This is a genomic window from Paenibacillus sp. FSL K6-2859 (assembly GCF_038008265.1).
In the GTDB taxonomy this organism is placed as follows: domain Bacteria; phylum Bacillota; class Bacilli; order Paenibacillales; family Paenibacillaceae; genus Paenibacillus_AQ; species Paenibacillus_AQ nitricinens.
Genome location: NZ_JBBOYU010000001.1, coordinates 3,809,217 through 3,833,377 on the forward strand (window position 1 = coordinate 3,809,217; position 24,161 = coordinate 3,833,377).

Below are 24,161 nucleotides of genomic sequence, written 5' to 3' on the forward strand. Positions count from 1 at the left end.
ATTTTTTGTAACTTTTAATGAATTTTTAATAAAACGCTTACAACCCATGCCCAGCCTCACTTTATTGCACCTCTACCAATTTTTATGTAATAGATAACCTGCTATACTACGAATCAGGCAAGCAAGACAAACAAATTCAACAACAAAGACTAACACCTTGGAGGTACTACAACATGAATAAACAACAATGGATTAAAAAAGCGATTGTTATAGGAATGGTTACTACAATGGGCTTAGGTACAATGATGGCAACAGGCGTAGGCGCAACGAAAGTTGAAGCAGCTACCGTGTCTAAAGGTCAAAGTGTAGTGAATTTAGGGAAGAAATATATGGGCGTGCCTTACAAGTTCGGTGCATCCACTTCTACTACTAAAGTTTTTGATTGCTCTTCTTTTACAAAATACATCTTTAAACAATATAATGTAACATTGCCTCGTACATCCGTAGATCAATCCAAAGTAGGCACAGCTGTATCAAAAGCTGATCTTCGTGTAGGTGATCTAGTATTTTTCTCCAGCGGTAGCAGAGCAAACGGTAAAAATGTAACTCACGTTGCTGTTTATGCAGGCAATGGCAAAATTCTGCACACTTACGGTAAACCAGGTGTTACGATTTCCGATCTTAACTCCGGTAATTGGAAAAAAACATATTTAAAGGCTCGCCGCGTACTGTAAACAATCGCTCTGTGGTAGAGTCATAACTATAAGAGAGAACTAGTCTCAGGATGTGGTGCCGCCTTCGGGCGCCCTCATTACATATCCTGTTCCGCGAACAGTGTGAATTAACTTGTTCCGGTGTCCTTTATCCATTTTCAAACGGATATGTCTAATGTAAACATCTACAACATTGGTATCTGCGTGAAATTGGTAACCCCATACTTCCTTAAGTATCTCGATGCGGGAGCATATCATTCCTTGGTTCGCAGCGAGATAATACAATAGATCAAATTCTTTGGGTGTCATTTTTAACTCGATCCCGTCGCGACTTACAAACCTGCGGCTGGGATCGAGCATTAAACCATCGACTCTCAGTATTTGGTTTAAATTTCGACGCCGTCCAGTAAGGGTTAACAAATTTAGAATTCTGTGTTTGAATTCACCGGTATGTAAAGGCTTTGTCATATATTCATTACCCCCGGCTGAGAACGCCGAAACTGCCCCAGTTCCCGATTCAGATTGTTCACCGGAAATCACCATTACCGGTAGTATCATCCCCTCAGCTCTTACAGCGGAAATTATGTCCCAGCCTTCCCAAGTCCCCACCTCGCATAACTCAGCAAGCAGCAGTACCGGTTCTACTTTTGATATGGATAAGCGGAGATCCTCGGGATCTTCGCTTTTTGTTGCTTCAAGTCCAATATCTTGTAGCACACTTTCTATAACGGCTCGATCTTCTTCTCTACTACTGCTATCAGCCATATACCATATTATTTGTTCAATCACAAAGTCCCCCCATATCCATATGACTTGCACCAGCATCACAGCGGTACATATAGAATTCCCGGAAAACAAAAAGACCATTCCTGAGAAATGGCCTCAACACCTATTTACAGCTTCTTTATCCAAAATATCGATGATAAAAGCTTCGAGCAGCAGCAATATCTTTTGTCCCATGAATCAACGCTCTACCATCAGCAAAAATAACTAACCGATAAGGTCCTTCTATAAAAGAAACCAGATAAGCGTTGCTGTCCACACTTCCGCTTCCTAAACGAGACAACCGATCCGCAGTTTCCTGCAAATTAAGCTTCTGTGGTCGCGCAGGGCGAATTTGCACTGTATCCCTCCCACATAGAACATCGCCTCGTCCGGTATTCGCTGCCATTAGATAGGGATAGATCGGATGACTCCCACAAGAAGGGCAGTTTTTCTTTTTGGCAGCTTTTACTCCAATTTCATGGTATTCATTCCGCCACACATCAAACGTTAACAGTTTGTTTCTTAATTGAGCTTTACGCTTACCTAGTAGTTTCAACGCCTCTGCCGTTGCATTTGCCGTAACTAGTTGGACTGCCTGCGGTAGTATACCTGCCGTATCACAGGTATCACCTCCTAATGGTACTGTGCCTAGAAGACAATGAAGACATGGAGTTTCCCCAGGCAAAATCGTATATGTTATTCCATAACTGCCTACACATGCACCATAGATCCAAGGAATACCGTGCTTTTGCGCCATATCATTAATAATGAGCCGAGTATCAAAATTATCTGTACCATCCATGATCAGATCAACCCCTGAAATGAGCCCTTCCAGCTCTTCGGCACGAACATCTATAACGTGAGCATCAATAACGACCTCAGAATTAATCTGTTGAAGTCTGCTCTGCGCAGCAGCAGCCTTAGGTATACGTTCTTGGGCATCTGCCTCAGTATAGAGCTGCTGCCTCTGAAGGTTACTCCACTCTACATAATCACGGTCAGCTAAAATAATTTTACCGACCCCGCAGCGTACCAACGTCTCTGCAATTCCCGTACCAAGCGCACCTGCACCAACGACTAATACACTAGACTGCGCGAGCTCTTCTTGTCCTTCTACGCCAAATGGGGCAAAGCGGACCTGCCGCGAATAACGTTCTTCACGCCCATCATTATGGATCATTCGATCCCCCTCCCCATATCCAAAAACCGGAGAACAGCAGATCGTCTGCTATTCCCCGGGAGTATGATGATTCTATACTTGTACTGCTGACCACTGTTCAACATCCCAAATTTTCGTAACCCAATCTTCATAGAAATCAGGTTCATGGGAGACGAGCAGAACTGTGCCTTTATATTCTTGTAATGCCCGCTTCAGCTCAGCTTTGGCAATAACATCAAGGTGATTGGTAGGTTCATCGAACAGAACCCAGTTGCTCTCACGCATCAACAGTTTACAAAGACGGACCTTAGCTTGTTCACCACCACTCAGCATGCTAAGCGGTCGGGTAATATGCTCATTTTTCAGACCACAGCGAGCTAGATGTCCACGCACTTCATTCTGGGTTAGACTAGAAAATTCATTCCAGACATCCTCAATAGGTGTAAGATTAGCTGCTTTCACTTCTTGTTGGAAATACGCGGAGTTCAGATAATCTCCTAGATACGTTTTACCGCTATACGTAGGAATCACGCCAAGAATAGTCTTCAGGAGCGTCGATTTACCGACACCATTACAACCAGTTATAGCGATCTTCTCTCCACGCTCAATGGTCATATTTAGCATAGGTAACAACGGACGATCATATCCGATCTCGAAATCAATGCCTTCGAAGACTGTTTTACCGCTGGCACGACTCTCTTTAAACTTAAAGGTAGGCTTAGCAGCTTCTTCTGGACGATCAATTCGATCCATACGATCTAGTTGTTTCTCACGGCTTTTCGCCCGTCCAGATGTGGAGGCACGAGCTTTGTTACGCTGAATGAAATCCTCTTGTTTCTTAATAAAATCCTGTTGTTTCTCATAAGCATCAATGTGTTGGATTTTATTCATCTCGGCCATATTCAGGAATTTCTCGTAGTTCGCAGTGTAACGAGTAAGTTTACCGAACTCAAGGTGATAGACCACATTTACGACTTTATTCATGAATTCCGTATCATGAGAAATCAATATAAACGCATATGGATATTGCTTCAAATAGTTTGTTAACCAGTCGATATGCTCAACATCCAAATAGTTAGTAGGCTCATCCAGCAATAGTACATTCGGCTTCTCAAGCAGAAGCTTCGCGAGCAGAACTTTTGTGCGCTGACCCCCACTTAGTGAAGCAACATCACGGTCAAGTCCAATAACGGATAGGCCGAGGCCATTCGCCATTTCCTCAACTTTTACATCAATAAGATAAAAATCTCCGATGTCCAGCTGTTCCTGAATGTCTCCCATTTGCTCAAGTAACATCTCTAACTCTTCAGGAGAAGCGTCGCCCATCTTTTCAGTTATAGTTAGCATTTCCTGTTCCAGCTCTAAAAGCGGCAAGAAAGCGTCCTTCAATACATCACGGATGGTTTTCCCTGGCGTTAAGATCGTATGCTGATCCAAGTAACCATAACGGACGCGAGGCGTCCACTCTACTTTTCCACTATCCTTCAACAGTTTTCCTGTCAAAATATTCATAAGCGTCGATTTCCCTACGCCATTTGCTCCTACGATTCCCACATGCTCACCCGGTAACAACCGGAAAGAAACATTTTTAAACAACGTCCGATCCCCAAAATTATGGGAAACGTCTTCTACACTAAGTAAACTCATAAATTCTCCGCAAGCTCCTGTCTATACTTAAACTTATACTTTCTTATTTTTTTCAAAACACGTATAAATATATATTTTAACACACTTTAATGCAACACTGAACTAAAAGTTAGTTGAGTGAAAAGAGGAAGCATAGAGAACCGTTTCATTCAGCCTTTCTTTTAAAAAAACTTCGGGCTTTCCCCTTACTCGGTAAATCTAATACTTCCTCAAACATTCCATTGATCACTTCTATCAATTTCCCCTTAGGCTTGAATGGATCTTGCTGAAAAGGTAGTGCAAAAACCTTATCTGTACCTATAGCCGCTTGTAGCAGTTGTGCAGACGAGTGTTCAGCTAGCGGTAACCCTACCCTCCAATTCGTCTCAGGCTGTAAACCCTTACGCCTAATCCACAGAAGTAAATCTTCGAGTCGCCAATCTGCACCAGAAGTAATTAGAATTGGCATATCGCTATATTTGAACTCAGCAAGCGCCCCTTCATATTCCCCAACGCCAAGATCCAACACTACAAATTGATAATCCCCTCTCAGCAAATCAGCCATTTTTCCGTGAATAGGACGTTTCCAATAATGCACCCCTTTCCATGAAAAAGCAGCTTGTTCCTCCTTAGATGGGACAGGAGTAATCTGTGTGTACAATAGGTTGCGAATGCGGTCATAAACCGATGAATTGGGTGAACAATCAACCCAAGCCGTTGCCCCCTTCTGTGCAAGAAAGCTACTCAGCGCAAAAGAAGTATGTGTTGTTCCAAGACCTGAAGCTACACCGAGCAAAGCAATAACAAACGATTTTCGCTTTTCAAGCGGTAGCGGTAGTGAGACTGCTAAAACACTTCCTCTCTCCCTTTCGGATTCCACTTTAACTAACGCCTCTAGAACTGTTTCTGCATTCTGATACCGTTCCTCCGGATGATGCCGCAGCAAACGTCTTACGATTGGTATTATCCCAACTGGCATATGGTTATATAACCGATCTTCCATTCCGTACTCCCAGTGGCTACATTGCCCTCCAGTTGCCATATAGAGAATTAATGCTCCAAGTCCATATAAATCAGATACTGGCTGACTCTGTCCACCTCCATATTGCTCAGGTGCAGCGAAGCCAACCGTACCCAGCTTAACCGTATCTTCAGAGATACCGTGTTTGTAGCTTCGTGCGATCCCAAAGTCAATTAACATCAGTTCTTTTTGCAGTGTCAACATGATATTTGAAGGCTTTAGATCACGATAGATAATCAGTGGCTGATGACCATGCAGATATTGAAGAACTTCTAAAAGCTGCTTTGCCGCCTGAATGATGAAGTCACCTGGCAAAGGTCCGGGATTATCCTTCATTAGCTGACTCAAGCTCACACCTTCAATATAGTCCATAATTAAATAGGAATACCCTTCTCGATCCGGAAGATAGAAATCGACAATACGCGGCAATCGTGGGTGGGCTAATGTAATTAACATATCGGCTTCCGCTTGGATGTCAGAATGCAGCGCATCTAAGCATAAGCTTTCTTTTACTGCCCATTGTTTACCCTTTAGACGCAAATCATCTGCAAGATAAACAATACTCATCCCACCTGAACCAATCAGGCCCGTAATTCGGTATCTGTCATCAATAACCTGTCCAATCTTAAGCTTCGTCTCAAAATACAATCTAACTCCCCCTTTTCGCAAAAAAAAAGAGAAAGCTTCCGCCATTAACATTCTTACCGCAAAATACGGAAACGTTAATAACGGGATGCTTTCCCTTAGTATTTAGAATATGTTTGATTTAGTACTTAACCATATAAAGTGTAATTTCATCACGATTATGGAATAGCTGCTTTGCACGCTGAATCTGCATGCGCTCCCCTTCAAACATCGCAATAATTTCTTTGATCATCGCAAGTGGTTTCTTATGCATCAGTTTTACGGTCACAATGGCTGTCCCACCCGGTGACAGACTGTGGAGTAACCCGGTTACTAGCTTCGCCATCAGCTTAGGACTCCAGCTCATATCGCACACGAGCAGATCAAATTCATTGTCCCGGAATTTTACTTCTCCTGCGTTTTTACGAAGGATTTTCAAGCCCGGATAATTACGAAGGGACTCATGCATTAACGCAGGGTCAACCGCCGTAACCTTCATTCCACGTTCCAGTAAGAAAGAAGTCCACCCACCTGGAGAAGCACCAATATCTAACGCATTACGGAAGCTGTAAAAAGGAATATCAAACTCCTTCTCGGCTTCCATTAGTTTGAACTTGGCACGTGAGATTTGTCCATCTTCCTTACGGAAACGGATGGCACCGCCATTCCAGCTAGATAAATTAGCTTCTGGTCTGGACACACCTGCATATAAGGCATTCCCGTCTGCGTAGACTGAAATAACCCAGGCTGGATCTTGCACAGTAAATTCTGCGCCTAAGCTCTGCAGTTGCTCTTGGAGCCATTCACGCAGTTCTCCCGGACTGTCCTGCCAGAAGGAAGGATCACCTTTACGAACGTTCAGGGATACCTTTGCACCCTCAAGCTCATTGTGGCGACTTAAATACACTGCCAAACGCTCTAGAGCTTCCATGGTTCCTTCATCCTGAAACTGAACAGGCTGTATATGACGCAGGAAAATGGGAAGATTCTGTGTGAGTAGGCGCGTTACTTCCTCTGGTTCACATTGCAATGTAGCCAGAAAGATTTCGCCTGGAAGTAACAAGGTACTCTTCACAGCACCGAATAAACGGCGTAGCTCTTCTTGCGCATAAGGCGCAAATCCGTGATTAGCTGTACAAATATATCGGGAATATACTTCTTCTTCCGGAGCAATGTTCTGCTCTTCGGTATCTTGTCTTAAATCGTTCAAATCGTTTTGCCTCCAGGTCTAATTTTAATCCAGGGACGACCGCTATCCCATTCAACATCAACAGGAATATCATAAGTGGCCAAGATCATTTCATTCGTTAATACTTCTTCTTTCGGTCCAGATCCAGCTAGCTTACCCTCACGAATTAATGCAACATGCGTGAAAAGCGGGACAATTTCTTCCACATGGTGAGTTACGTACACTACAGAAACATTACGCTGTCTCAGCTTATCTATTTCAGCCAGCATTTTTTCCCTTTCATATAGATCAAGGCCAGCACATGGCTCGTCCATAATTAATAGCTTAGGGTCAGCCATAAGACATCTTGCCAGCATAGCTTTTTTACGTTCCCCCTGTGACAAGGTCCCAAAAGGATGAAATGCCATATTGCCTAGATTCATATCTTCCAGCATGCGGATTGCTTTCTCTTTTACTTCGGTAGGGATTGTTTCGTAGAAACGCAAATAAGCGTAAGCACCTGTTGCTACGACCTCCCACACCGGATCATTTAATGACATCTTTTCCATCAAGGAAGGCCCGATATAGCCAATTTCTTTACGAACCTCGCGTATATCACATTGCCCATATTTATTACCCAGCACTTCTACAGTCCCTTTGCTAGGAAACAAATAACCAGTCATCATCTCTAAAATTGTGGTTTTACCGGAGCCATTCCGTCCCAAAATGACCCAGTTCTCACCTTCTTTAACTTCTAGCGACACATCGTCCAAGATTAAGCTTTCTTCCCTGCGGAGAGATAAATGTTGTAATGAAATGATTATGATATAACACTCCTTATGTATTCCAGTACTCGCTCAACTGAAACCATGGAATAATAAACATTCGGATCATTTTCCCGTTCTGCAGAAACTACAAGTAGTGCAGGAACGCTCGTAATACGATATTGTTGTACTAAATTCGGCAGCATGTTCACGTTGCCTGCAACCATTTGAAGTTCAGCTGGCAATAGATGAGCCGCCACCTCTAACATCCGTTCAGCTGCCTTACAAGTACCGCACAGTGGAGTGTGTAAAAATATTATAAGCGGTTCACCTGAACTCTCGAGCGCCTCCAGTAATTCCACTTCATTCATTGCCTTCATTTCAAGTCCGTCTCCCCGGCGATACCGTGAAGCTTATCAGAACTCAGGGGACCATTTACCAAAAGCATCCCCTCAGGTTTAGCAGTATATAAGATCTCATACATTTCTTTTCGCCCCCAAAGACTGGAAGTGTGCAAATAGATTTCTCGGGGGAACAGTCCTTCCAATACGATCCGTCTGGCAACTTCTCCACCCGAATAATCATCCGGCCCCATATCGTAATCCAGTGATAAAACATCTACCTCGCACTCACGCAACATTAGAAGACATTCTTCCGTCGAACGAGCCAGAGCGAACCCTTTAGGTACTTTTCGAAGATCATCCATAAAGATATGAATCACAATTACGCCTCCGCTTCAAACCAACCACGCACGGTAGCAATTTCTTTTCGGTGACTGCCATCCGCACCCTTCTCCGTTTCCATGACAACAGCTGAGCTTCGTAAAAGCCCGGAGGACATTAAGCTTTTTAGCCCCTGTTCTCCAATATGTCCTTGTCCTATTCCAGCATGCCTGTCGCGTCTTGAGTCGAAAGGAAACTTAGAATCATTTAAATGGACAGCAACAAGATGTGGCCAAAATCCAAGTCTCTCTCCTCGTTCAAGGAAGTCTTCCGTTCGCTCAGGGTTCCAGATACCAGCTGCGTAAGCGTGACAGGTGTCCAAACAAAATCCTATTTTCTCCGGAAATTGGCTAAGCTCTCGAACTTTCACAAGTTCTTCAAGTGTAATTCCTTCATTTCCATGGTTGCCCGCTTGATTCTCTATAAGCAGCTTAGTACGACCATCCCAGGACTGAAGCACCTCATTCATACATTGTATAATATTTTGATAGCCTTGTAACGGCTCCATTCCACCAAAATGTCCAAAATGAACAACGATGCCTAATGAACCACAAGCTTCTGCAATCTCCAGATCATTTAAGAGAGAGGCTACATAAACCTTTCGTGGAGTAACATCATCTAGCCCAGCCGCCATGTTAATCCCATAAGGTGTGTGAGCAATCGAGGAGATCCCTTTTTCTTGACAAAAGAGCAAACAATCCCTCGTATCTCGAACATCCAACTGTTTAAGTTTTAAACTGCGCGGGTTTTTAGGGAAATATTGAAAACATGTTGCACCGCTCTCCCAAGCGAATCGGGCAGCTCTCCCATATCCACCGCGAATGCTAACATGAGCCCCTATTTGAAGACTATTGGTCATGCTGACAGTTTGGGCAATAAAACACTTTGCGTCCAGAAAGCTCTGTTTTGATAATTGTTCCCCCGTCACGAAGGCAAGGCTCGCCTTCACGATCATACACTTTACATTGATTATTATATGAACCTGTAACTGTATCCCCAGTCATAAACGGCATTTCCATGTACCCACCAATTTCCGTGGCCTCAGTTAGTACGTTTTGGATGCTCTCAAATAGACGGGTTATGGAGTCAGACGTTAAATTCTGAACTAGTGTAGAAGGCAACAGCCTAGCTTCAAAAGCAATCTCATCGGCATAGCAATTCCCGACTCCAGCCATCACATGCTGATTTACTAACAGGCTTTTTAGCGCACCCCGCCGTCCCTTTAATAATCCTGTAAACCGTTCTAGCGTCATTCTACGATCCAGCAATTCAGGCCCCAATTTACCCATTGTAGCTTCACTTTCCTTAACGGACACCAAATGCAGATACCCTAATCGAAGTCCTATGAAGTAAAGAATTTGATCTCCAAATACGATTTCGACTTGTGTGTTTCGATCCGGCCGTTCTTCCTCTGATCCATAAAAAAGGAGTCCACCTAACATCAAATGTAAAAGTAGTCTTCGTCCATCATGAAGATGAAACAAAATATACTTGGCACGCCGCTCAACAAAAACAACACGGGCACCGATTAATGCATTTTTAAAAGCTTCTGTCTCAATATTAATTGATTTCTCTCTGTTCACGATTACATCAGAAATTGGCACATTTATAATATGCTGACTTAGCAGCTTTTTGTAATTCTCCATTTCCGGCAGTTCCGGCATAGCTCATCGTCCCCTCTAGGTTGGTGAAGTAATAAGATCCTAGCTATTATACACCGAGAAACGTTTTAAGTTCAGTTAAATCGGCACAAATTTCATCTGGTGAGATCCCTGTAATGTTTTTATAGTGTTCAAGATTCTCTGCGTTAGTCAATCCAGTAAATACAAGAACTGTACGACAGCCCGCATTTACTCCAGCAGCTATATCTGTACGCATATTATCACCAACTACCACAGCATGTTCAGGCTCAATATTTAGAAGATCTGTTGCAAACTTGATTAAATGAGATTCCGGCTTACCAATCACTACGGGACTCACACCACTAGCAGCCTCGATGGCTGCTCCGATCGTACCTGCACCTGGCATCACCCCATCATCTGAAGGGAGCATTAAGTCTGGATTGGTGAGTACAAACTTAGCACCTCCCATAATCCAGCGAGAAGCTTGCGATAGCGAAGTATAAGTGAAAGATCGATCGATGCCTTGCAGTACATAATCGGGTGAGTCTGTGACGATGCGGAGCCCAGCTTCGGTACAAGCCACATGCAAACCCTCTTCTCCAAGTATCGCCACTGCAGCCCCAGGTGATTCCTCAGCTATGTAACGTGCGGCCGCCATTGATGAGGTACATACCTCCTCAGCTTTCGCATCGATTCCCATTCCACATAAATGTGCAGCCACATTAGCTGCTGTACGCGATGAATTGTTGGTAACAAATAGAAATGGAATGCCCGCTTCACGCAGACCTTCAATCAGTAAATCTGCACCAGGAATCATTTTATGCCCATGGTATAACGTACCATCTAGATCAATCAATAATCCTTTAATCTGTTCCATTATAAATCCCTCTATTTCCATAAGAAATTTAATTAATGTAATGAATAAATAATTGTATTAATAAAATCTAAGACCAGGCTCAGCTTGGATTTAGAATAGTTAGTAATACCTTTTTCTTGATGATATTGCCCCTTGGTTTTCGGCAAGATTTCCAGCCATTCGTACTGCTTTCACCCTGTGATTACTTTAAATCTAACACACTTCGTCGAATGAAATCGAACGAGAGACTCATCCAGCATTTTTTAGCATAGCACTGTCATTTCCTGCGCTTTCCCGGAAAATAATCATTTCCCCAATTGCCCGTTTTGACCTCGATAAATTGGATATGTGCTGAATTCCTCAGCTAACAATGTCTCAGGAAAAATGAGCTCAGCTTCTTCCAGCAAAGGAATCAACTCTTCAGACGAACTGTAACGAGAGCTGAAATGAGTCAACAATAGTTGTCCTGCTTCGGCTTCCTTTGCTAGCTCTGCAGCCTGACGAGCTGTGCTGTGATGATATTGATAAGCCATTTCTGCCAGATCATGAGCAAAGGTAGCTTCATGAACGATAAGGTCTGCATGAAGTGAGAGTTCTAAAGCTCCTGAACAAGGTCTTGTGTCTCCCAAGATTGTAACAATACGCCCTCTTTTAGGTTCTCTAACAACATCAGCAGCGCAGATACGAACACCTTCATCCGTTATAACATCTTCACCTTTTTTTAATTTTCCATATAACGGTCCAGGTTTTAAGCCATAGCTCTTTAGTAATTCCGTATTGAGGCTCCCGGGACTATCCTTTTCCGTTATCCGGTAACCATAGCTATCAATACGATGCTCTAATAATGCTGCCTCCACTTTAAAACCATCATCCTCAAATACCGTTCCTCCTGTATGCTCGACAATCTCAATCTTGTATGGAATTCGGGATTGGCTCACAGCTAAGGATATATCTAAGTATGCCTTCAATCCAGGTGGACCATAAACCGTTAAAGGCGAAGTCCCTCCCTGATAACCACGACTAGATAATAAACCTGGAAGACCAAATAGATGATCTCCGTGTAAGTGTGTAATAAATAGCTTTTCCAGCTTCCCTAGGCGAATCGGTGAGCGAAGAACCTGATGCTGAGTCCCTTCCCCGCAATCGAACATCCAAATGCTACGGCGTTCTTCCAGAAGTCTTAATGCAATCGACGTTACATTGCGTTGTATCGTTGGTACCCCTGCATTCGTACCTAAAAAATATAATTCCATCCTTGTTCCTCCCTTCCTCTTATTGGCTGAACAATCTCTTATCTATTCTAAACGTCCTTCTTCCAGCAAAAAACCCCCCAGTTACGGGAGGTTCCGCTGATAGGGATACAATTCCCCTACAGACCAGGTGTATAAATGAAAGAATTACAGCTTCTCTACATTAAAATACTGCGCCTCTGGATGAGCGAAAACCATCGCCGAAACGGATGCCTCAGGCTCCATCATAAAGCCTTCTGTAAGATGGACACCGATATCCTCCGGGGATAGTAGCTTAAATAGTGGTCCCTGATCTTCCAGATCTGGGCATGCCGGATAACCAAAGGATACACGAATCCCTTGATATCTTGCTCCATGTCTTTGTTTCATGGTCATATCGGCAGGATCTGGGAAACCCCATGTATCCCGCATCATGTGATGAACACGCTCCGCTAATCCTTCTGCGATCTCTAGCGCTACAGATTGTAAGGCATGTGAGCGTAAATAATCTCCATTGTCCTTAAGGGCTGTTGAGAGTTCACGAACACCGTGTCCCGCAGTTACTACTAAGAAACCAACATAATCCATAATTCCACTCTCGACCGACTTCAAAAAGTCTGCTAGACAGAGATAAGGTTCTACACCTTGTCTTGGGAAAGTAAAGGTATGCAGAATCTCGGCTGTATTCTGTGGATTATACACGATAATATCGTTACCACTGGATTGTGCCGGGAAGAATTGATACATCGCATGAGGAGTAATCGTACCTTCCAGCATCGCTTGATGTAGAATGTCATCCACAGTCCCTTTTAACTCAACAGTCCGTTGATCACCAGCAGCTAACTGAGCTTCTACAGAACCACGTAGTCCCAGATGATGACCCAGCAGCATTTGCATGTTCACATAAGGGATAATATGCCCCAATGGATAATTACGAATGACATGACGTTCTAAATCCGGTGGAACAAATACAGGAGCATCTGGAGAAATTTTGGAGCGTACTGCTCTTGTTAGCTTAGGAAGCTCTTGCTTTGGAGCTACCGCAACAGCCGCTTCAGCTTCCACGCGAATTTCCTCGGCAATTTTCTCCCGTTCAACTGGGTTCATCAGCCGATTAGCAATATCAAGTCCATCCATAGCATCCTTAGCATACAGTACTAAACCATCATACTCAGGGCGTATCCGTGTTTTGGTGAACTTACGAGTCAGAGCAGCACCGCCCACCATAATCGGCACATCAATCCCTGCCGTCCGTAAGTCTTGTGCAGTCAGCACCATTTGCTGTGCCGATTTTACGAGCAGTCCAGACAATCCGATCGCATCAGCTTTTTCTCGACGAAACGCTTCGATAATGGTCTCAGGTGGTACTTTTATACCCAAATTAATGATCTGATAACCATTATTCGATAAGATGATCTCCACCAAATTCTTACCAATATCATGTACGTCACCTTTTACGGTTGCCAGCATGATTTTACCTTTTACCGATGTCTCATCCTTCTTCATAAACTGCTCCAAATGACCAACAGAAGCCTTCATTACTTCAGCGCTTTGCAGCACTTCGGCAACGATCAATTCATTGTTATTAAACAATCGTCCAACCTCTGACATCCCTGCCATTAACGGACCATTGATAATCTCCAAAGGTCCTGATTTGGTAAGCGCCTCATTCAGATCCGGAATGAGCCCTTCTTTCGTGCCTTCAACCACGTAAGAAGCCAGGCGCTCTTCTAGGGACAGGTTAGAAATCTTTTCTTTTTTCTCAATCTTCTTCCCACGGAAGGCGGCAACAAAAGCAGCAAGCGTGTCGTCATTCGTATTATAAATTAACTCCTCAGCAAGACGACGGTCTTCAGCAGGAATAGAAGCATAACGTTCTACCTTCTCGGTATTTACGATCGCATAGTCCAAGCCAGCCTTAGTACACTCATAGAGGAATACTGAGTTCAGCACTTCACGTCCAGCTTCCGGTAACCCAAAGGAAACGTTACTGATCCCCAAGATCGTATGAACACCTGGAAGAGCTTCTTTGATCAAACGAATGCCATCTATTGTTTCTTTGGCCGAGCCGATATATTGTTCATCCCCGGTGCCTACAGGGAACACAAGCGTATCAAATATAATATCTTCTGCCGCTAAACCGTACTTATTCACCAGTAAGTCATAAGAACGTCTAGCAACTTCCAATTTATCCGTAGCCTTGATCGCTTGTCCAGTCTCATCAATCGTACCCACAACAATAGCTGCGCCATACTTGTGAATCAAAGGAGTGACCAGCTCGAATTTTTCTTCACCATCTTCAAGGTTAATAGAGTTAATTATCGCCTTACCTTGACAGTACTGTAATGCCAGATCAATAACATTAGGGTCGGTAGTATCGATCATCAAAGGAACTTTAACCTTTTTTACAACCAATTCTAGAAACAGCTTAATATCTTCAGTCTCATCACGGTCCGGATCTTGCACGCAGACGTCGATCACTTGCGCACCGCTCTTCACCTGTGCTCGGGCAATTTCTGAGGCTTCCTCATATTTACCTTCGACGATAAGACGTTTAAACTTGCGTGACCCTAATACATTCGTACGTTCGCCTACCATGTATGGACGGTTGTCGTTCTCAATATAAATAGGTTCAATCCCTGAAAGTGCCGGTGGATGATTTCCTGCAAGCGGACGTGGAGGGAATTGTGAAAGCGCCTCAGACATAGCACGGATATGTTCCGGTGTCGTTCCGCAGCAACCCCCAGCAATGTTAAGCCATCCCTTTTCTGCAAACGCAGCAATTTTACGCGCAAGCGAATCAGGAGATTCATGATAATGCCCATTCTCGTCTGGCAGTCCAGCGTTCGGATAACAACTCACAGCTGCAGAAGAGATTGCAGAAAGTGAACGAATATGATCACGCATGAACTCTGGACCCGTCGCACAGTTCAGACCTATAGAGATAGGCTTCAGATGTTCTAAAGAAATATAGAATGCTTCAATGTTCTGACCGGCAAGTGTGGTGCCCATCGGCTCTATTGTTCCCGAGATCATCACTGGCAATTTGATACCCGTCTTCTCAAATGCATTTCGAATACCTATACTTCCAGCTTTCACGTTCAGCGTATCCTGAGAGGTCTCAAGCAATAATGCATCTACAAGACCATCAATCAATGCCACTGCCTGTTCCTCGTAGCTATCAACGAGCTCTTGGAAAGTGACGCCCCCTGTAACAGAGAGTGTCTTTGTTGTAGGACCCATCGCACCTACGACATAGCGGGGACGATCTGGTGAATCATATTTATCAACGGCATTGCGGGCTAGCTTTGCTGCAACCAGATTAATTTCACGAGCCCGCTGCGGAATATCATATTCAGCAAGTACAACAGACGTTGCACCAAATGTGTTCGTTTCAATGAGATCAGCACCTGCTTCAAGATACTGCTCATGAATCGTCTGAATGACTTCTGGACGGGTTAATACTAGCATTTCATTACAGCCGTCCAATTCTTCCCCACCAAAATCCTCACCTGTCAAAGGCACCTGTTGGATCATTGTGCCCATGGCACCATCTAGAATTAATATTCTTTGTTGTAAGCTTTCCTCAAGTGTATATTTAGCCAACGTATAGTCCCCCCAGTAAAACATTAGAGTAAGTTTAGCAGAATAAAGGAATTTCGAAAAGCCTTCCTTTCCACTCTGCATTATCTGTAATCACAGGAAATGCTATTCTTTTAATTATGGTTTCACAGAGAGTTCTTTATTAGGCATAGAATGCTGAGTTCTTGCAGTTACGTGTGATGTAACAATATATTGTCCTTCTTTCGCAAGTGTTCCTTCTGCTTGATAGATTCCATCACCGACTAGCTTCCCTTTAAATTCAATTTTCTGTTCACTATCATCTTTGCTCACAATTTCGAACAGAACCTCTTTCGCATCATCCACTGCCTTGTTGTCTTGCGTCACCACCGCCTCAAAGGTCACCTTCTGATTTACAACAACCTCTTCAGGACTCCAATGTAACTCAACCTTAATAGGCTCCATAGACATGTCCATGTTCATATTCATATTATGTACGCCAGAATGTTTAGATTGGTCTGATGAACATCCTCCCAATACTAAAAGTGTTGCGCCTAATAATAAAGGAACTATTGTTCTTGAAATCTTCATTTAGATTCCTCCCAGTCGATTTGAATACTAAGAATCTACCAATTCATGTTATACATTCTCCATCTATTATACACATTATTATTGGTTTTTCAGTATTTCGCAGCAATTCAGCTAAACTCTTGTGACTTAGATCATATACTAGTAAATCTCATCTATCATACTAAAAATGATGTAGATATAAAAAAGACAGCAAGTCTCCTAGTAACTAGGAACTCACTGCCTTCTTAAAGCTTAAATGAATGAAAGCCTCAGCTCAATTTTATAAAGATTGGACTAATGATAGAAGCTCTCCAAGATGTTTGATTTCATAATCCGGCTGAATTTCCGGATCTGGCTGTTTGCCTTTTCTATTAATCCAAACCGTAGTCAAACCTGTTGCCAACCCACCACGAATATCCGTTGTAAGCTTATCTCCGACCATAACGCCTTGCTCAGGTGAAATATCCAAAAGCTCTAGGGCATGCAGAAAAATTTCCTTATCCGGCTTTCCTTTGCCGAAGCTTCCAGAAATCACGATGTGATCAAAGAAAGGAACGATTTCGGGTACACCATCCAGTTTTTCTTGTTGCAATGCAGGGCAACCATTGGTCAGAAGCAATAGCTTCACTTTACCCTGCAGCTCTTCAAGCACCTGAATCGTTTCATCATAAATGTAAGGCCGATTTCTACGCTCTGCTGCGAATTTGGCTGCTAATGTCCCAGCAAGAGCTTCGTCCTCTACACCAAGTGCTGCAAGACCACGACGCCATGCCTCTTTACGATATCCCGGTGCAAGCTGCTCCAATTGACGAAATTCCGGCTGTTCACCTGCAGTAAAGTTCCCCCAAAGTGCTTCAAACGGATTAATCCCAATCATTTTTGTAAACGGGTTCGTTTCGTAGGATTCATAAAGTCCTATGGCTTCTTTACGCACCGCAATTTCCAGCTCTTGTGGATCAATCGTATCCCCAGCGGCTTCACATGCAGAACGAAATGCTTCATTGACGCTCCGATCATCCCAGAGCAGTGTATCATCAAGGTCAAATAGTACGGCGGAAATTGGCATTACAGGTCTCCCTCTCCCATGGCTGGTTAATTTCTATTCGTGAATTACTTCAATTTGGTGAGCTTTTGCGAATGCTTCCAGTCTAGTCCCCATCGCAGTTGTATCATAACGATTCATAAGTCTGGTAAAAATCCATTTCGTGCGTTTGCCTTTATGCTTAATGACAACTGCTCCACGCGAGAGGATGATTTTCTCAATATCAGAAGCTGGCAGATAGCGTTCGCGATTGAATTTTATAGTAGATAGTCTAGCATTCTCTACCTTCAAGTACGGACGTCGGAAGAACAGAAGTGCTGCTAGTAAGTAGTACAAAACGACTCCTAACCAGTTCATAAGCATACCATTACCTTTGGCTTGGTCCACTGAACCAATCATCCAAAACATAGTACCTAGCACTAATAACACTACTGGAAATGCAATGTTACGGCCTTTAAAGGTTTCGGTGTTCTTCCCAGGAGATTTAGATTTAGATGCGTAAATCGTTTCCTTCCCCTGTTTCTTTCTTTGCTTGTTGATTTGCTGCGTGTTGCGTTGAACCATTCTTTCCCAAGAACGGGCCATATGCGTTCCCCCTAGTCATCCAGAAATATCTATGAAAAGGAACAGGGTGTTAATGCTTAAGCCCCTTGTTACCTTGTTCATGCTCATCATTATCAACCAATTCAATCGTATTCAATTGTGCTCGAAAGTTATTGCGGATATTCCCCAAATAAATTTCCCGAAGCTTGGCGCGTTCCGCCGTTTCCTCTTGATTAAGGCCTACGCTCTTCTGTTTGCGTGCCAATTCGTTAATACGCGCGACCAACTCATCAATATTCAAAACTTTCCCTCCCCTTATAAATTAATTCTAACTCTGCCATGAGAAAAAGAGCTTGTCAAGGTTTACTCCCTGCAAGCTCTTCATGTCCTCTTAATATGTTCTTAGAATATTAATAAATAGGTAAAGAGAGAATATCTCCAGCATTAATCTGACTACCTTTTATGCCATTGGATTTTTTAATTCCTTCTATATATACAGCCGTCTTCATATCAGAAGGTTTATTCTCAAGAGCAATACTCCAAAGTGTATCTCCACGTTCAACCACTACGCGCTTCTCATCCTTCATTAAAGTAGTAGATCCTGCAAATACATTACCCACTACTGTAAGTCCTGATAGTACGAGCACAATGATCAATGTCAGCTTAATAACAAAATCTCTACGGAACAAACGCATCAAGCCTTCAAGCAAAAACTCTGTGATTTCTTTAATCTGAGCTGAATAACGGGTAATAGGATTATGTCCTAAAGATTCAACCACTGGGGCTTTATCGTAGATGCTACGGTATGTACTGTATTTTAACATGAATATCATCCTCCAAACACTTGTTCTCACTTCCAAAATCATAATAACACGAACATGTGTTTTGTTCAATACTATTTTAGAACAATTGTTCTCTTTTTTTCAGAGGTCAATATTTACCATATTATTCATCTAAGAACCTGCTCTTACCATTTAGATGAAGGAAATGTAATCAATACAAGACTACCATTTATTAACTCTATCGAATTAATATTTATAATAGTTAGAACTTATGTTTGTGCGAACGGTAGTTCTATGTTATAATTTTCCCAAACATTACTATATGGGGTTGATTCCAATGTCAAAGATTTCAAGTCGCCAGCTGGCGATCCTGGAATTTATACGTAGCGAAGTCCGCAGCAAGGGTTATCCTCCTTCCGTCCGGGAGATTGGAGAAGCTGTTGGTCTTGCTTCCAGCTCCACAGTTCACGGTCATTTGGATCGGCTAGAGAAGAAGGGACTTATCCGTCGAGATCCAACGAAGCCTCGTGCGATAGAATTGCTTGGCCAAGAGGATTCTGAGAATGTGCACCATTTCGCACAAACCGTCGCTCGAATTCCTGTCGTAGGTAAGGTTACCGCCGGGGTTCCTATCACTGCTACTGAGAATATTGAAGACTACTTTCCCCTTCCAACACACTATGTTGGAGATAACAAAGTATTTATGTTATCGGTTCAAGGTGACAGTATGGTCGAAGCTGGGATTATGAATGGCGACTATGTTATTGTTCGTCAACAACAAACGGCTGATAACGGAGATATCGTTGTAGCTATGACCGAAGAAGATGAAGCAACCGTTAAGACTTTTTATAAAGAACGTGATCATATACGTCTTCAGCCGGAGAATCCGGCGTACGAGCCTCTTCGCCTTAATCGCGTGACCATTCTCGGCAGAGTTATCGGATTATTTCGAGATATCCACTAAGTATGCACTCCTACCAAAAAGGCTGTTCCGCGAATGCGGAGCAGCCTTTTTTTCTATGCATTTAGCTTAACTCCCATCCGGAACATATGTTCCCGTAGGCTAAAATGACCATTTTTAAGAATAACCGTTTAGGCATCCTGCTCATATCTTAATTAGAAAGGAGTGTGCACAATGCCAAATTACCGGATTATAGTTGATCTGACGCAGCGTATGCTTTATCTTCTTGATAACGACATTGTGATCAGGGGCTTCCCAGTCGGAATCGGTAAAATGTTAACTCAATCACCACTCGGTGAATTCACAATCATTAATAAACAACCCGATCCAGGCGGTCCATTTGGGGTCTTTTGGATGGGACTATCTAAGCCTCACTATGGGATACACGGAAATAATGATCCCTCATCCATAGGGCACGAAGTATCCCATGGTTGTATTCGTATGTACAATGAGGATGTGTTAGCACTAGCTGCGATTGTTCCAATTGGAACACTAGTAACGATCAGAAATTAAATCTATCCATAGATAAACACGCCTCACTCCTTGCTTAACGGAGGGGGCGTGTTTGTATTTATGTATTTTTGATGACCTAATAGGAATTATGTGGTTATATGTCGAATAATGTTAACAGGATTTCAAATTGAAAGGAAGTGTTTCGTTTTGAACAACTCAAAAATTAGAACCCTCGTCGATTTTAAAGTCGATGCACTTGTTAAACTCTCTGGCTTATTGTTAAATAACGATCAAGCTAGTGGAAAAAAAGTAAATCTACTCACCTCATTTGGCAGTATTCAAGGGACCATCTCCCCTTCTACCTCCAATAAAGAGGATGTTTTTGACTTAAAATCTCTAATGGATGATGTCATTGTAGATGAATACATATCTTATTTAGGTGCGGAACATCCCGATAAAAATTTCAGTTATAACTTTGTAGTCCTTAATGATGTTTCTGTTAGACCCTATGCTAGCTATGAATCTCCGATCGAATACAAACAGCTAATTGTTTATACCGATCAAATCACAGCCTTCAATTTCTTATGATTTAGACATATTTATTTTAAAAAGCTCTCAACAAAGCACTCAGCAGTTGCCCCAATTTTGCATTCAGTTTGCAAAATCGGCAGAACTCTGGGTGCTTTCTCTTTTTCTAATCAGTAGTCGTTTCCTAAATTCCCACGATTTTCGATTATAACAGATACTAGTAGAGAGGATTCAAGCATATCTTTCAATAAGCAATAAACCTTGCTCTACTGAGATCATTGGAGGTGTGGTTAGATGCTGATTTTTTTGATGTACATGTTTGGCATTTTAGGGGTAGTCTTAATGCTAAGTGCCGGTATTCTAGAATTGAAAAAACTATCTACTTCTTCTGAACTGTCTAAGCTCTTAAACGCAATCTCCTCTTTTAACATCATATTCACCAAAACATTCATTCCCCCCAATCAATCTCACTTGATCGCGCTTAACGAATCTTATAAAAAAATAGCTATAGGCACCAGCGATCCGAAAACAAGAAAAAGGGCTATAGCAAAGCTATACTCCTTCGAAAATGTATTGGGTTCAGAGATTGTCGTTAACGCACTAACCCTTTCAAAGGTATCTAAAAGACAACAAAACAGTAAAACAACTGCTTCAAGTGCGGATATTAATGTGCTTAATAGCGCTGACGAAGAGGCTGATGTTATCGAGGAACTTACGCTTAAAATATACATGAATAGCAATGAAATACCTATGTATAGCATTTCCTTCTTGCCAGGCTTATTGCCCATTCAACAATCCGACAATCAGTACAAAGAAGCTTACTCCCAGGTACAGCAATTGCATGCGTTCTTTAGGTCGATCGTATCCGAATAAACACACCTCTTTCGCCCCTTATTACTTCACTTTACTTTTCCAAATTAGAAATTTTGAAAATCTTAAGGAATGAAAAAACGGTCCTTTTGGGAGGGCCGTTTTTGCTGCAGCCAACATTTATTTTAAAACTGCACACTAAATCCGTTAAATTGATGAATACCCGTACCATGAGCGACAAGATCTCGTTCACGTAATTCACAAACTGCCTTCATAACCTCTTGCAAAATAACTGGATCTAGACCCAACGTATTATGAGAACCGAATACTTGAGATACATTTGGAATTTGTGCAATCTTTTCTAAAGAAGCCACTAAATCTGCCGGGCTAGTAGAGGGATAAAAAGCATAAATTGGCGTAATATCATACAACAAATCTCCTGTAAACAGATACCTGTTGGCATGATCAAAGATGCTAATATGACCTGGTGAATGACCCGGTGTGTGGTAAATTTCTAATCTACGCCCGCCTAAATCAAGCACATCTCCCTCTCGCAATAGAGCAGTTGGTTTCCCTTGAAAAGGCGTATACGTATTAGGATCAAACGTCTCAGGAACAGGTAGAGTAATATCTCGGCTCATATCTTTTCTGATCTGGGCAAGGGACAAACCTCGTATTCCATTAATTAGCCAATCCTCATCCTCTTTATGAACATAGATCGTCTCAAATTGTCCATGACTGCCTATATGGTCTGCATGCACATGCGTAGTGATGACAGCGATAGGTAAATCCGTTAACTGATCCGTTATTCTTTTTATATTATCGATGCCTAATCCCGTATCAATCAACACCGCTTGCCCTTCCCCTAACAGCAAAAAAGAGTGTACCTTTTCCCAATGTCCATATTCACTGATTGCATAAGTAAGTGGATCAATTTTCGTGACTGTGAACCATCGATCTTGAATCAAGTATGATCCTCCATTCCGTTCCATTTCTCCCTTACCTGCTCTTCACCTTTATAATAGTCTGCTTGTTGATCTGCCTGATAAATTTCTTGATAGGGGAGAATGTTGATTTTACCTGAGTCCGGATATTCGCAAACATCTATGCCCTGGTTCGTTCGGAGATCAAGATACTTGCAAGGTGCATCCGTATGATTATAAAGTTGATGCGCTCCTTCAGGTCCCATTTCAAAAAATAGCACATCACCTTCAGAAACCTCAGTAAAACCCTCGGGAGTTCTTAACATCGCTTTTCCCGTCAAAATCACAAATATTTCTTCAGCGTTTCTATGAAAATGATAAGGAAAGGAATACTTATCTGGATCAAGCGATCTTATGTCGAAGACAAGATATTTAGAATTAGCGATCTCAGCTAACCTCTCACTCGTATGCCAAGCAAACTCAGGGATCGGTGATAACTTTTGCTTAAACGAAACTGTATTTTCATTAAAAATCTTCACCAAATATAACACCCCTCATCCTTTATGCCGTTCTTTCAATATAATCGGTTTGGTACTTTATGTAAATGATGATTATTAGGTTTAACAATGAAAAAGCCCCGCCAGCTTTGGCGAGACTCTTATATGTGAGATATCCTATTTATTTTGAAGAACGATTTTGATTTCTCCATCTGAACTAAAACTTAAAACCGTAAAATCAGTATTGATTTCAAGTTCTTTCCAATCCTTAGGAAGCTGGTAAGCTAGTTTGCCACGAATTTTCTTTCCCGCAGCTAAAGCGCCGTCCATTGTTCCTATTTGACTATCCAAAGTATGAGCCATGAGATCTTCATTTATGGAGAAGCTGTCTTGATACGCATTGAACATTAGCATGGAGCTTACCATATAATCTTTACTGGAAATATTCTCAAGTATAATTCCGATTTCTACAAACTCATTCCCCTCTGATGGTTTTACATAATCGTTTCCCTTAGGCTTATCAAGAGATTCAACTGTAAGCTTAAAATTCTTAGTTGTGATGGTTTGTCCAACTTCAGTTATCATCGTTTCTTTTGGCTCTTCAGTAGGCTTGCTGGTAGGCTTTTCCGTTTCGACCGGTTTCTCTGTTGCTGCAGTATCATCTACCTTTGCCACTGCTGGTTCTGATTTTGATACTGTAGGTTCACTATCATTCCCCTGTGATCCAATCACCCCTATTACAACAAAAACAATAATAAGCCAAAACCACCATTTTTTAAAAAAAGGTTTCTTTGTTTTCAATATTCTACTTCCTCTCAGATAATATCCATTTCTAACTTTTGCTAGGAAAATATACCCATATTATCCTATGAAAGATATACCTTTGCAAGAAAAATATAAAATAATGTCAGATGATAAGAATAATTGTGACTGTTATATTAAATTCCATTTTACTAGAACTATAAATATAAAATACCTCAACGGCAAAGACATCAAGGGTCTAAAGGTTCTTGTAAAAAGTCATGTATTGCACTCTTTACCACGCTTGAACTTGAGTGAAGTAAAGATCACAAGAAATATAAGAGTCCAGCTATAACCAAGGAGAGAATCCCTCCTAAAGCAGTCCAATTCGCTACTTTGTTTTTAATTTTACGGTCTTCTTTGGATTCCGAATAAAAATTCCCTCTTTGCTGAGTACCTGTCGTAAATCCTCCAACACATATACCAGAGATCACAAAAAAAGCCAGTCCTATATATATGAATATGCGCATATTAGTGCTCC

Annotated in this window: 27 protein-coding genes; 5 read left to right on the forward strand and 22 right to left on the reverse strand. The window is 42.2% G+C overall.

The annotated features are described in order from the left end of the window. Positions 1 to 173 precede the first annotated feature (173 nt). Positions 174 to 674, forward strand: coding sequence for a C40 family peptidase (locus tag MHB64_RS16820; RefSeq protein ID WP_094872940.1), 501 nt, complete (start codon positions 174 to 176; stop codon positions 672 to 674). 45 nt (positions 675 to 719) lie between these two features. On the opposite strand, the gene MHB64_RS16825 is transcribed toward MHB64_RS16820, so the two are convergent. The 18 genes from MHB64_RS16825 to MHB64_RS16910 form a co-directional block, all read right to left on the reverse strand. Continuing rightward, entirely contained in the window at positions 720 to 1,442 is a 723-nt protein-coding gene (locus tag MHB64_RS16825; protein WP_179281698.1) for a response regulator transcription factor, read from the reverse strand. Between the two features lie 115 nt (positions 1,443 to 1,557). Then, entirely contained in the window at positions 1,558 to 2,598 is a 1,041-nt protein-coding gene (locus MHB64_RS16830) for a ThiF family adenylyltransferase (RefSeq protein WP_341134934.1), read from the reverse strand. Between the two features lie 72 nt (positions 2,599 to 2,670). Then, positions 2,671 to 4,224 (reverse strand): ABC-F family ATP-binding cassette domain-containing protein, encoded by a 1,554-nt coding sequence (locus tag MHB64_RS16835; protein ID WP_042188823.1) that lies wholly within the window; start codon positions 4,222 to 4,224, stop codon positions 2,671 to 2,673. A 145-nt stretch (positions 4,225 to 4,369) separates the two neighbouring features. Continuing rightward, a complete protein-coding gene (locus MHB64_RS16840; protein ID WP_341134935.1) occupies positions 4,370 to 5,872 on the reverse strand; it encodes a serine/threonine protein kinase in 1,503 nt (500 codons plus the stop codon). A 118-nt stretch (positions 5,873 to 5,990) separates the two neighbouring features. Beyond that, entirely contained in the window at positions 5,991 to 7,058 is a 1,068-nt protein-coding gene (locus MHB64_RS16845; RefSeq protein WP_341134936.1) for an SAM-dependent methyltransferase, read from the reverse strand. Beyond that, positions 7,055 to 7,837 (reverse strand): ABC transporter ATP-binding protein, encoded by a 783-nt coding sequence (locus MHB64_RS16850; RefSeq protein WP_094872949.1) that lies wholly within the window; start codon positions 7,835 to 7,837, stop codon positions 7,055 to 7,057. The genes MHB64_RS16845 and MHB64_RS16850 overlap by 4 nt, the downstream gene beginning before the upstream one ends. Then, the gene (locus MHB64_RS16855) at positions 7,837 to 8,160 is read right to left on the reverse strand and encodes a thioredoxin family protein (protein ID WP_341134937.1); all 324 of its coding nucleotides are present in this window, start codon (positions 8,158 to 8,160) and stop codon (positions 7,837 to 7,839) included. The genes MHB64_RS16850 and MHB64_RS16855 overlap by 1 nt, the downstream gene beginning before the upstream one ends. After that, positions 8,157 to 8,501: a cyclic-phosphate processing receiver domain-containing protein gene (locus MHB64_RS16860; RefSeq protein WP_341134938.1), complete on the reverse strand. Its 345-nt coding sequence runs from the start codon at positions 8,499 to 8,501 to the stop codon at positions 8,157 to 8,159. The genes MHB64_RS16855 and MHB64_RS16860 overlap by 4 nt, the downstream gene beginning before the upstream one ends. Before the next feature lie 2 nt (positions 8,502 to 8,503). Beyond that, on the reverse strand, positions 8,504 to 9,457 hold the full coding sequence (locus tag MHB64_RS16865; protein ID WP_341134939.1) for a deoxyribonuclease IV: 954 nt from the start codon (positions 9,455 to 9,457) through the stop codon (positions 8,504 to 8,506). After that, positions 9,351 to 10,166: an Fpg/Nei family DNA glycosylase gene (locus MHB64_RS16870; protein WP_341134940.1), complete on the reverse strand. Its 816-nt coding sequence runs from the start codon at positions 10,164 to 10,166 to the stop codon at positions 9,351 to 9,353. The genes MHB64_RS16865 and MHB64_RS16870 overlap by 107 nt, the downstream gene beginning before the upstream one ends. A 46-nt stretch (positions 10,167 to 10,212) precedes the next feature. After that, a complete protein-coding gene (locus MHB64_RS16875; RefSeq protein ID WP_341134941.1) occupies positions 10,213 to 11,001 on the reverse strand; it encodes an HAD-IIA family hydrolase in 789 nt (262 codons plus the stop codon). A gap of 284 nt (positions 11,002 to 11,285) precedes the next feature. Further along, complete coding sequence (gene rnz, locus MHB64_RS16880; RefSeq protein ID WP_094872961.1) at positions 11,286 to 12,233, reverse strand: ribonuclease Z; 948 nt, start codon at positions 12,231 to 12,233, stop codon at positions 11,286 to 11,288. 144 nt (positions 12,234 to 12,377) lie between these two features. Beyond that, positions 12,378 to 15,755: a methionine synthase gene (gene metH / locus MHB64_RS16885; protein ID WP_373455903.1), complete on the reverse strand. Its 3,378-nt coding sequence runs from the start codon at positions 15,753 to 15,755 to the stop codon at positions 12,378 to 12,380. A 174-nt stretch (positions 15,756 to 15,929) separates the two neighbouring features. Continuing rightward, positions 15,930 to 16,361: a FixH family protein gene (locus MHB64_RS16890; protein ID WP_094872965.1), complete on the reverse strand. Its 432-nt coding sequence runs from the start codon at positions 16,359 to 16,361 to the stop codon at positions 15,930 to 15,932. A 259-nt stretch (positions 16,362 to 16,620) separates the two neighbouring features. Beyond that, positions 16,621 to 17,406, reverse strand: coding sequence for an HAD family hydrolase (locus MHB64_RS16895; protein WP_094872967.1), 786 nt, complete (start codon positions 17,404 to 17,406; stop codon positions 16,621 to 16,623). Positions 17,407 to 17,439: 33 nt separating this feature from the next. Further along, positions 17,440 to 17,967 carry a hypothetical protein gene (locus MHB64_RS16900; RefSeq protein WP_094872968.1) on the reverse strand — a complete coding sequence of 176 codons (528 nt, stop codon included), beginning with the start codon at positions 17,965 to 17,967 and terminating at the stop codon, positions 17,440 to 17,442. 49 nt (positions 17,968 to 18,016) lie between these two features. After that, entirely contained in the window at positions 18,017 to 18,226 is a 210-nt protein-coding gene (locus tag MHB64_RS16905) for a DUF896 domain-containing protein (protein WP_042128334.1), read from the reverse strand. 109 nt (positions 18,227 to 18,335) lie between these two features. Then, on the reverse strand, positions 18,336 to 18,749 hold the full coding sequence (locus tag MHB64_RS16910; RefSeq protein WP_179281700.1) for a LysM peptidoglycan-binding domain-containing protein: 414 nt from the start codon (positions 18,747 to 18,749) through the stop codon (positions 18,336 to 18,338). Positions 18,750 to 19,044: 295 nt separating this feature from the next. On the opposite strand from MHB64_RS16910, the gene lexA reads away from it, so the two are divergent. From lexA to MHB64_RS16930, 4 genes are all read left to right on the forward strand, one after another. Further along, the gene (gene lexA / locus MHB64_RS16915) at positions 19,045 to 19,671 is read left to right on the forward strand and encodes a transcriptional repressor LexA (RefSeq protein WP_042188849.1); all 627 of its coding nucleotides are present in this window, start codon (positions 19,045 to 19,047) and stop codon (positions 19,669 to 19,671) included. A 171-nt stretch (positions 19,672 to 19,842) separates the two neighbouring features. Beyond that, positions 19,843 to 20,181, forward strand: a complete 339-nt coding sequence (locus tag MHB64_RS16920) for a L,D-transpeptidase (RefSeq protein WP_094872971.1) — start codon at positions 19,843 to 19,845, stop codon at positions 20,179 to 20,181. A 147-nt stretch (positions 20,182 to 20,328) separates the two neighbouring features. Then, positions 20,329 to 20,709, forward strand: a complete 381-nt coding sequence (locus tag MHB64_RS16925) for a hypothetical protein (protein WP_094872972.1) — start codon at positions 20,329 to 20,331, stop codon at positions 20,707 to 20,709. Positions 20,710 to 20,943: 234 nt separating this feature from the next. Next, positions 20,944 to 21,522 carry a hypothetical protein gene (locus MHB64_RS16930; protein WP_341134942.1) on the forward strand — a complete coding sequence of 193 codons (579 nt, stop codon included), beginning with the start codon at positions 20,944 to 20,946 and terminating at the stop codon, positions 21,520 to 21,522. Positions 21,523 to 21,644: 122 nt separating this feature from the next. On the opposite strand, the gene MHB64_RS16935 is transcribed toward MHB64_RS16930, so the two are convergent. The 4 genes from MHB64_RS16935 to MHB64_RS16950 form a co-directional block, all read right to left on the reverse strand. Continuing rightward, positions 21,645 to 22,427, reverse strand: a complete 783-nt coding sequence (locus MHB64_RS16935) for an MBL fold metallo-hydrolase (protein ID WP_445671612.1) — start codon at positions 22,425 to 22,427, stop codon at positions 21,645 to 21,647. Continuing rightward, positions 22,424 to 22,921 carry a cupin domain-containing protein gene (locus tag MHB64_RS16940; protein ID WP_341134944.1) on the reverse strand — a complete coding sequence of 166 codons (498 nt, stop codon included), beginning with the start codon at positions 22,919 to 22,921 and terminating at the stop codon, positions 22,424 to 22,426. Before MHB64_RS16940 ends, MHB64_RS16935 begins: the two co-directional genes overlap by 4 nt. A 135-nt stretch (positions 22,922 to 23,056) precedes the next feature. Next, positions 23,057 to 23,680 (reverse strand): DUF4352 domain-containing protein, encoded by a 624-nt coding sequence (locus tag MHB64_RS16945; protein WP_094877461.1) that lies wholly within the window; start codon positions 23,678 to 23,680, stop codon positions 23,057 to 23,059. Positions 23,681 to 23,946: 266 nt separating this feature from the next. Beyond that, complete coding sequence (locus MHB64_RS16950; RefSeq protein WP_094872980.1) at positions 23,947 to 24,150, reverse strand: DUF5316 family protein; 204 nt, start codon at positions 24,148 to 24,150, stop codon at positions 23,947 to 23,949. Positions 24,151 to 24,161: the final 11 nt, after the last annotated feature.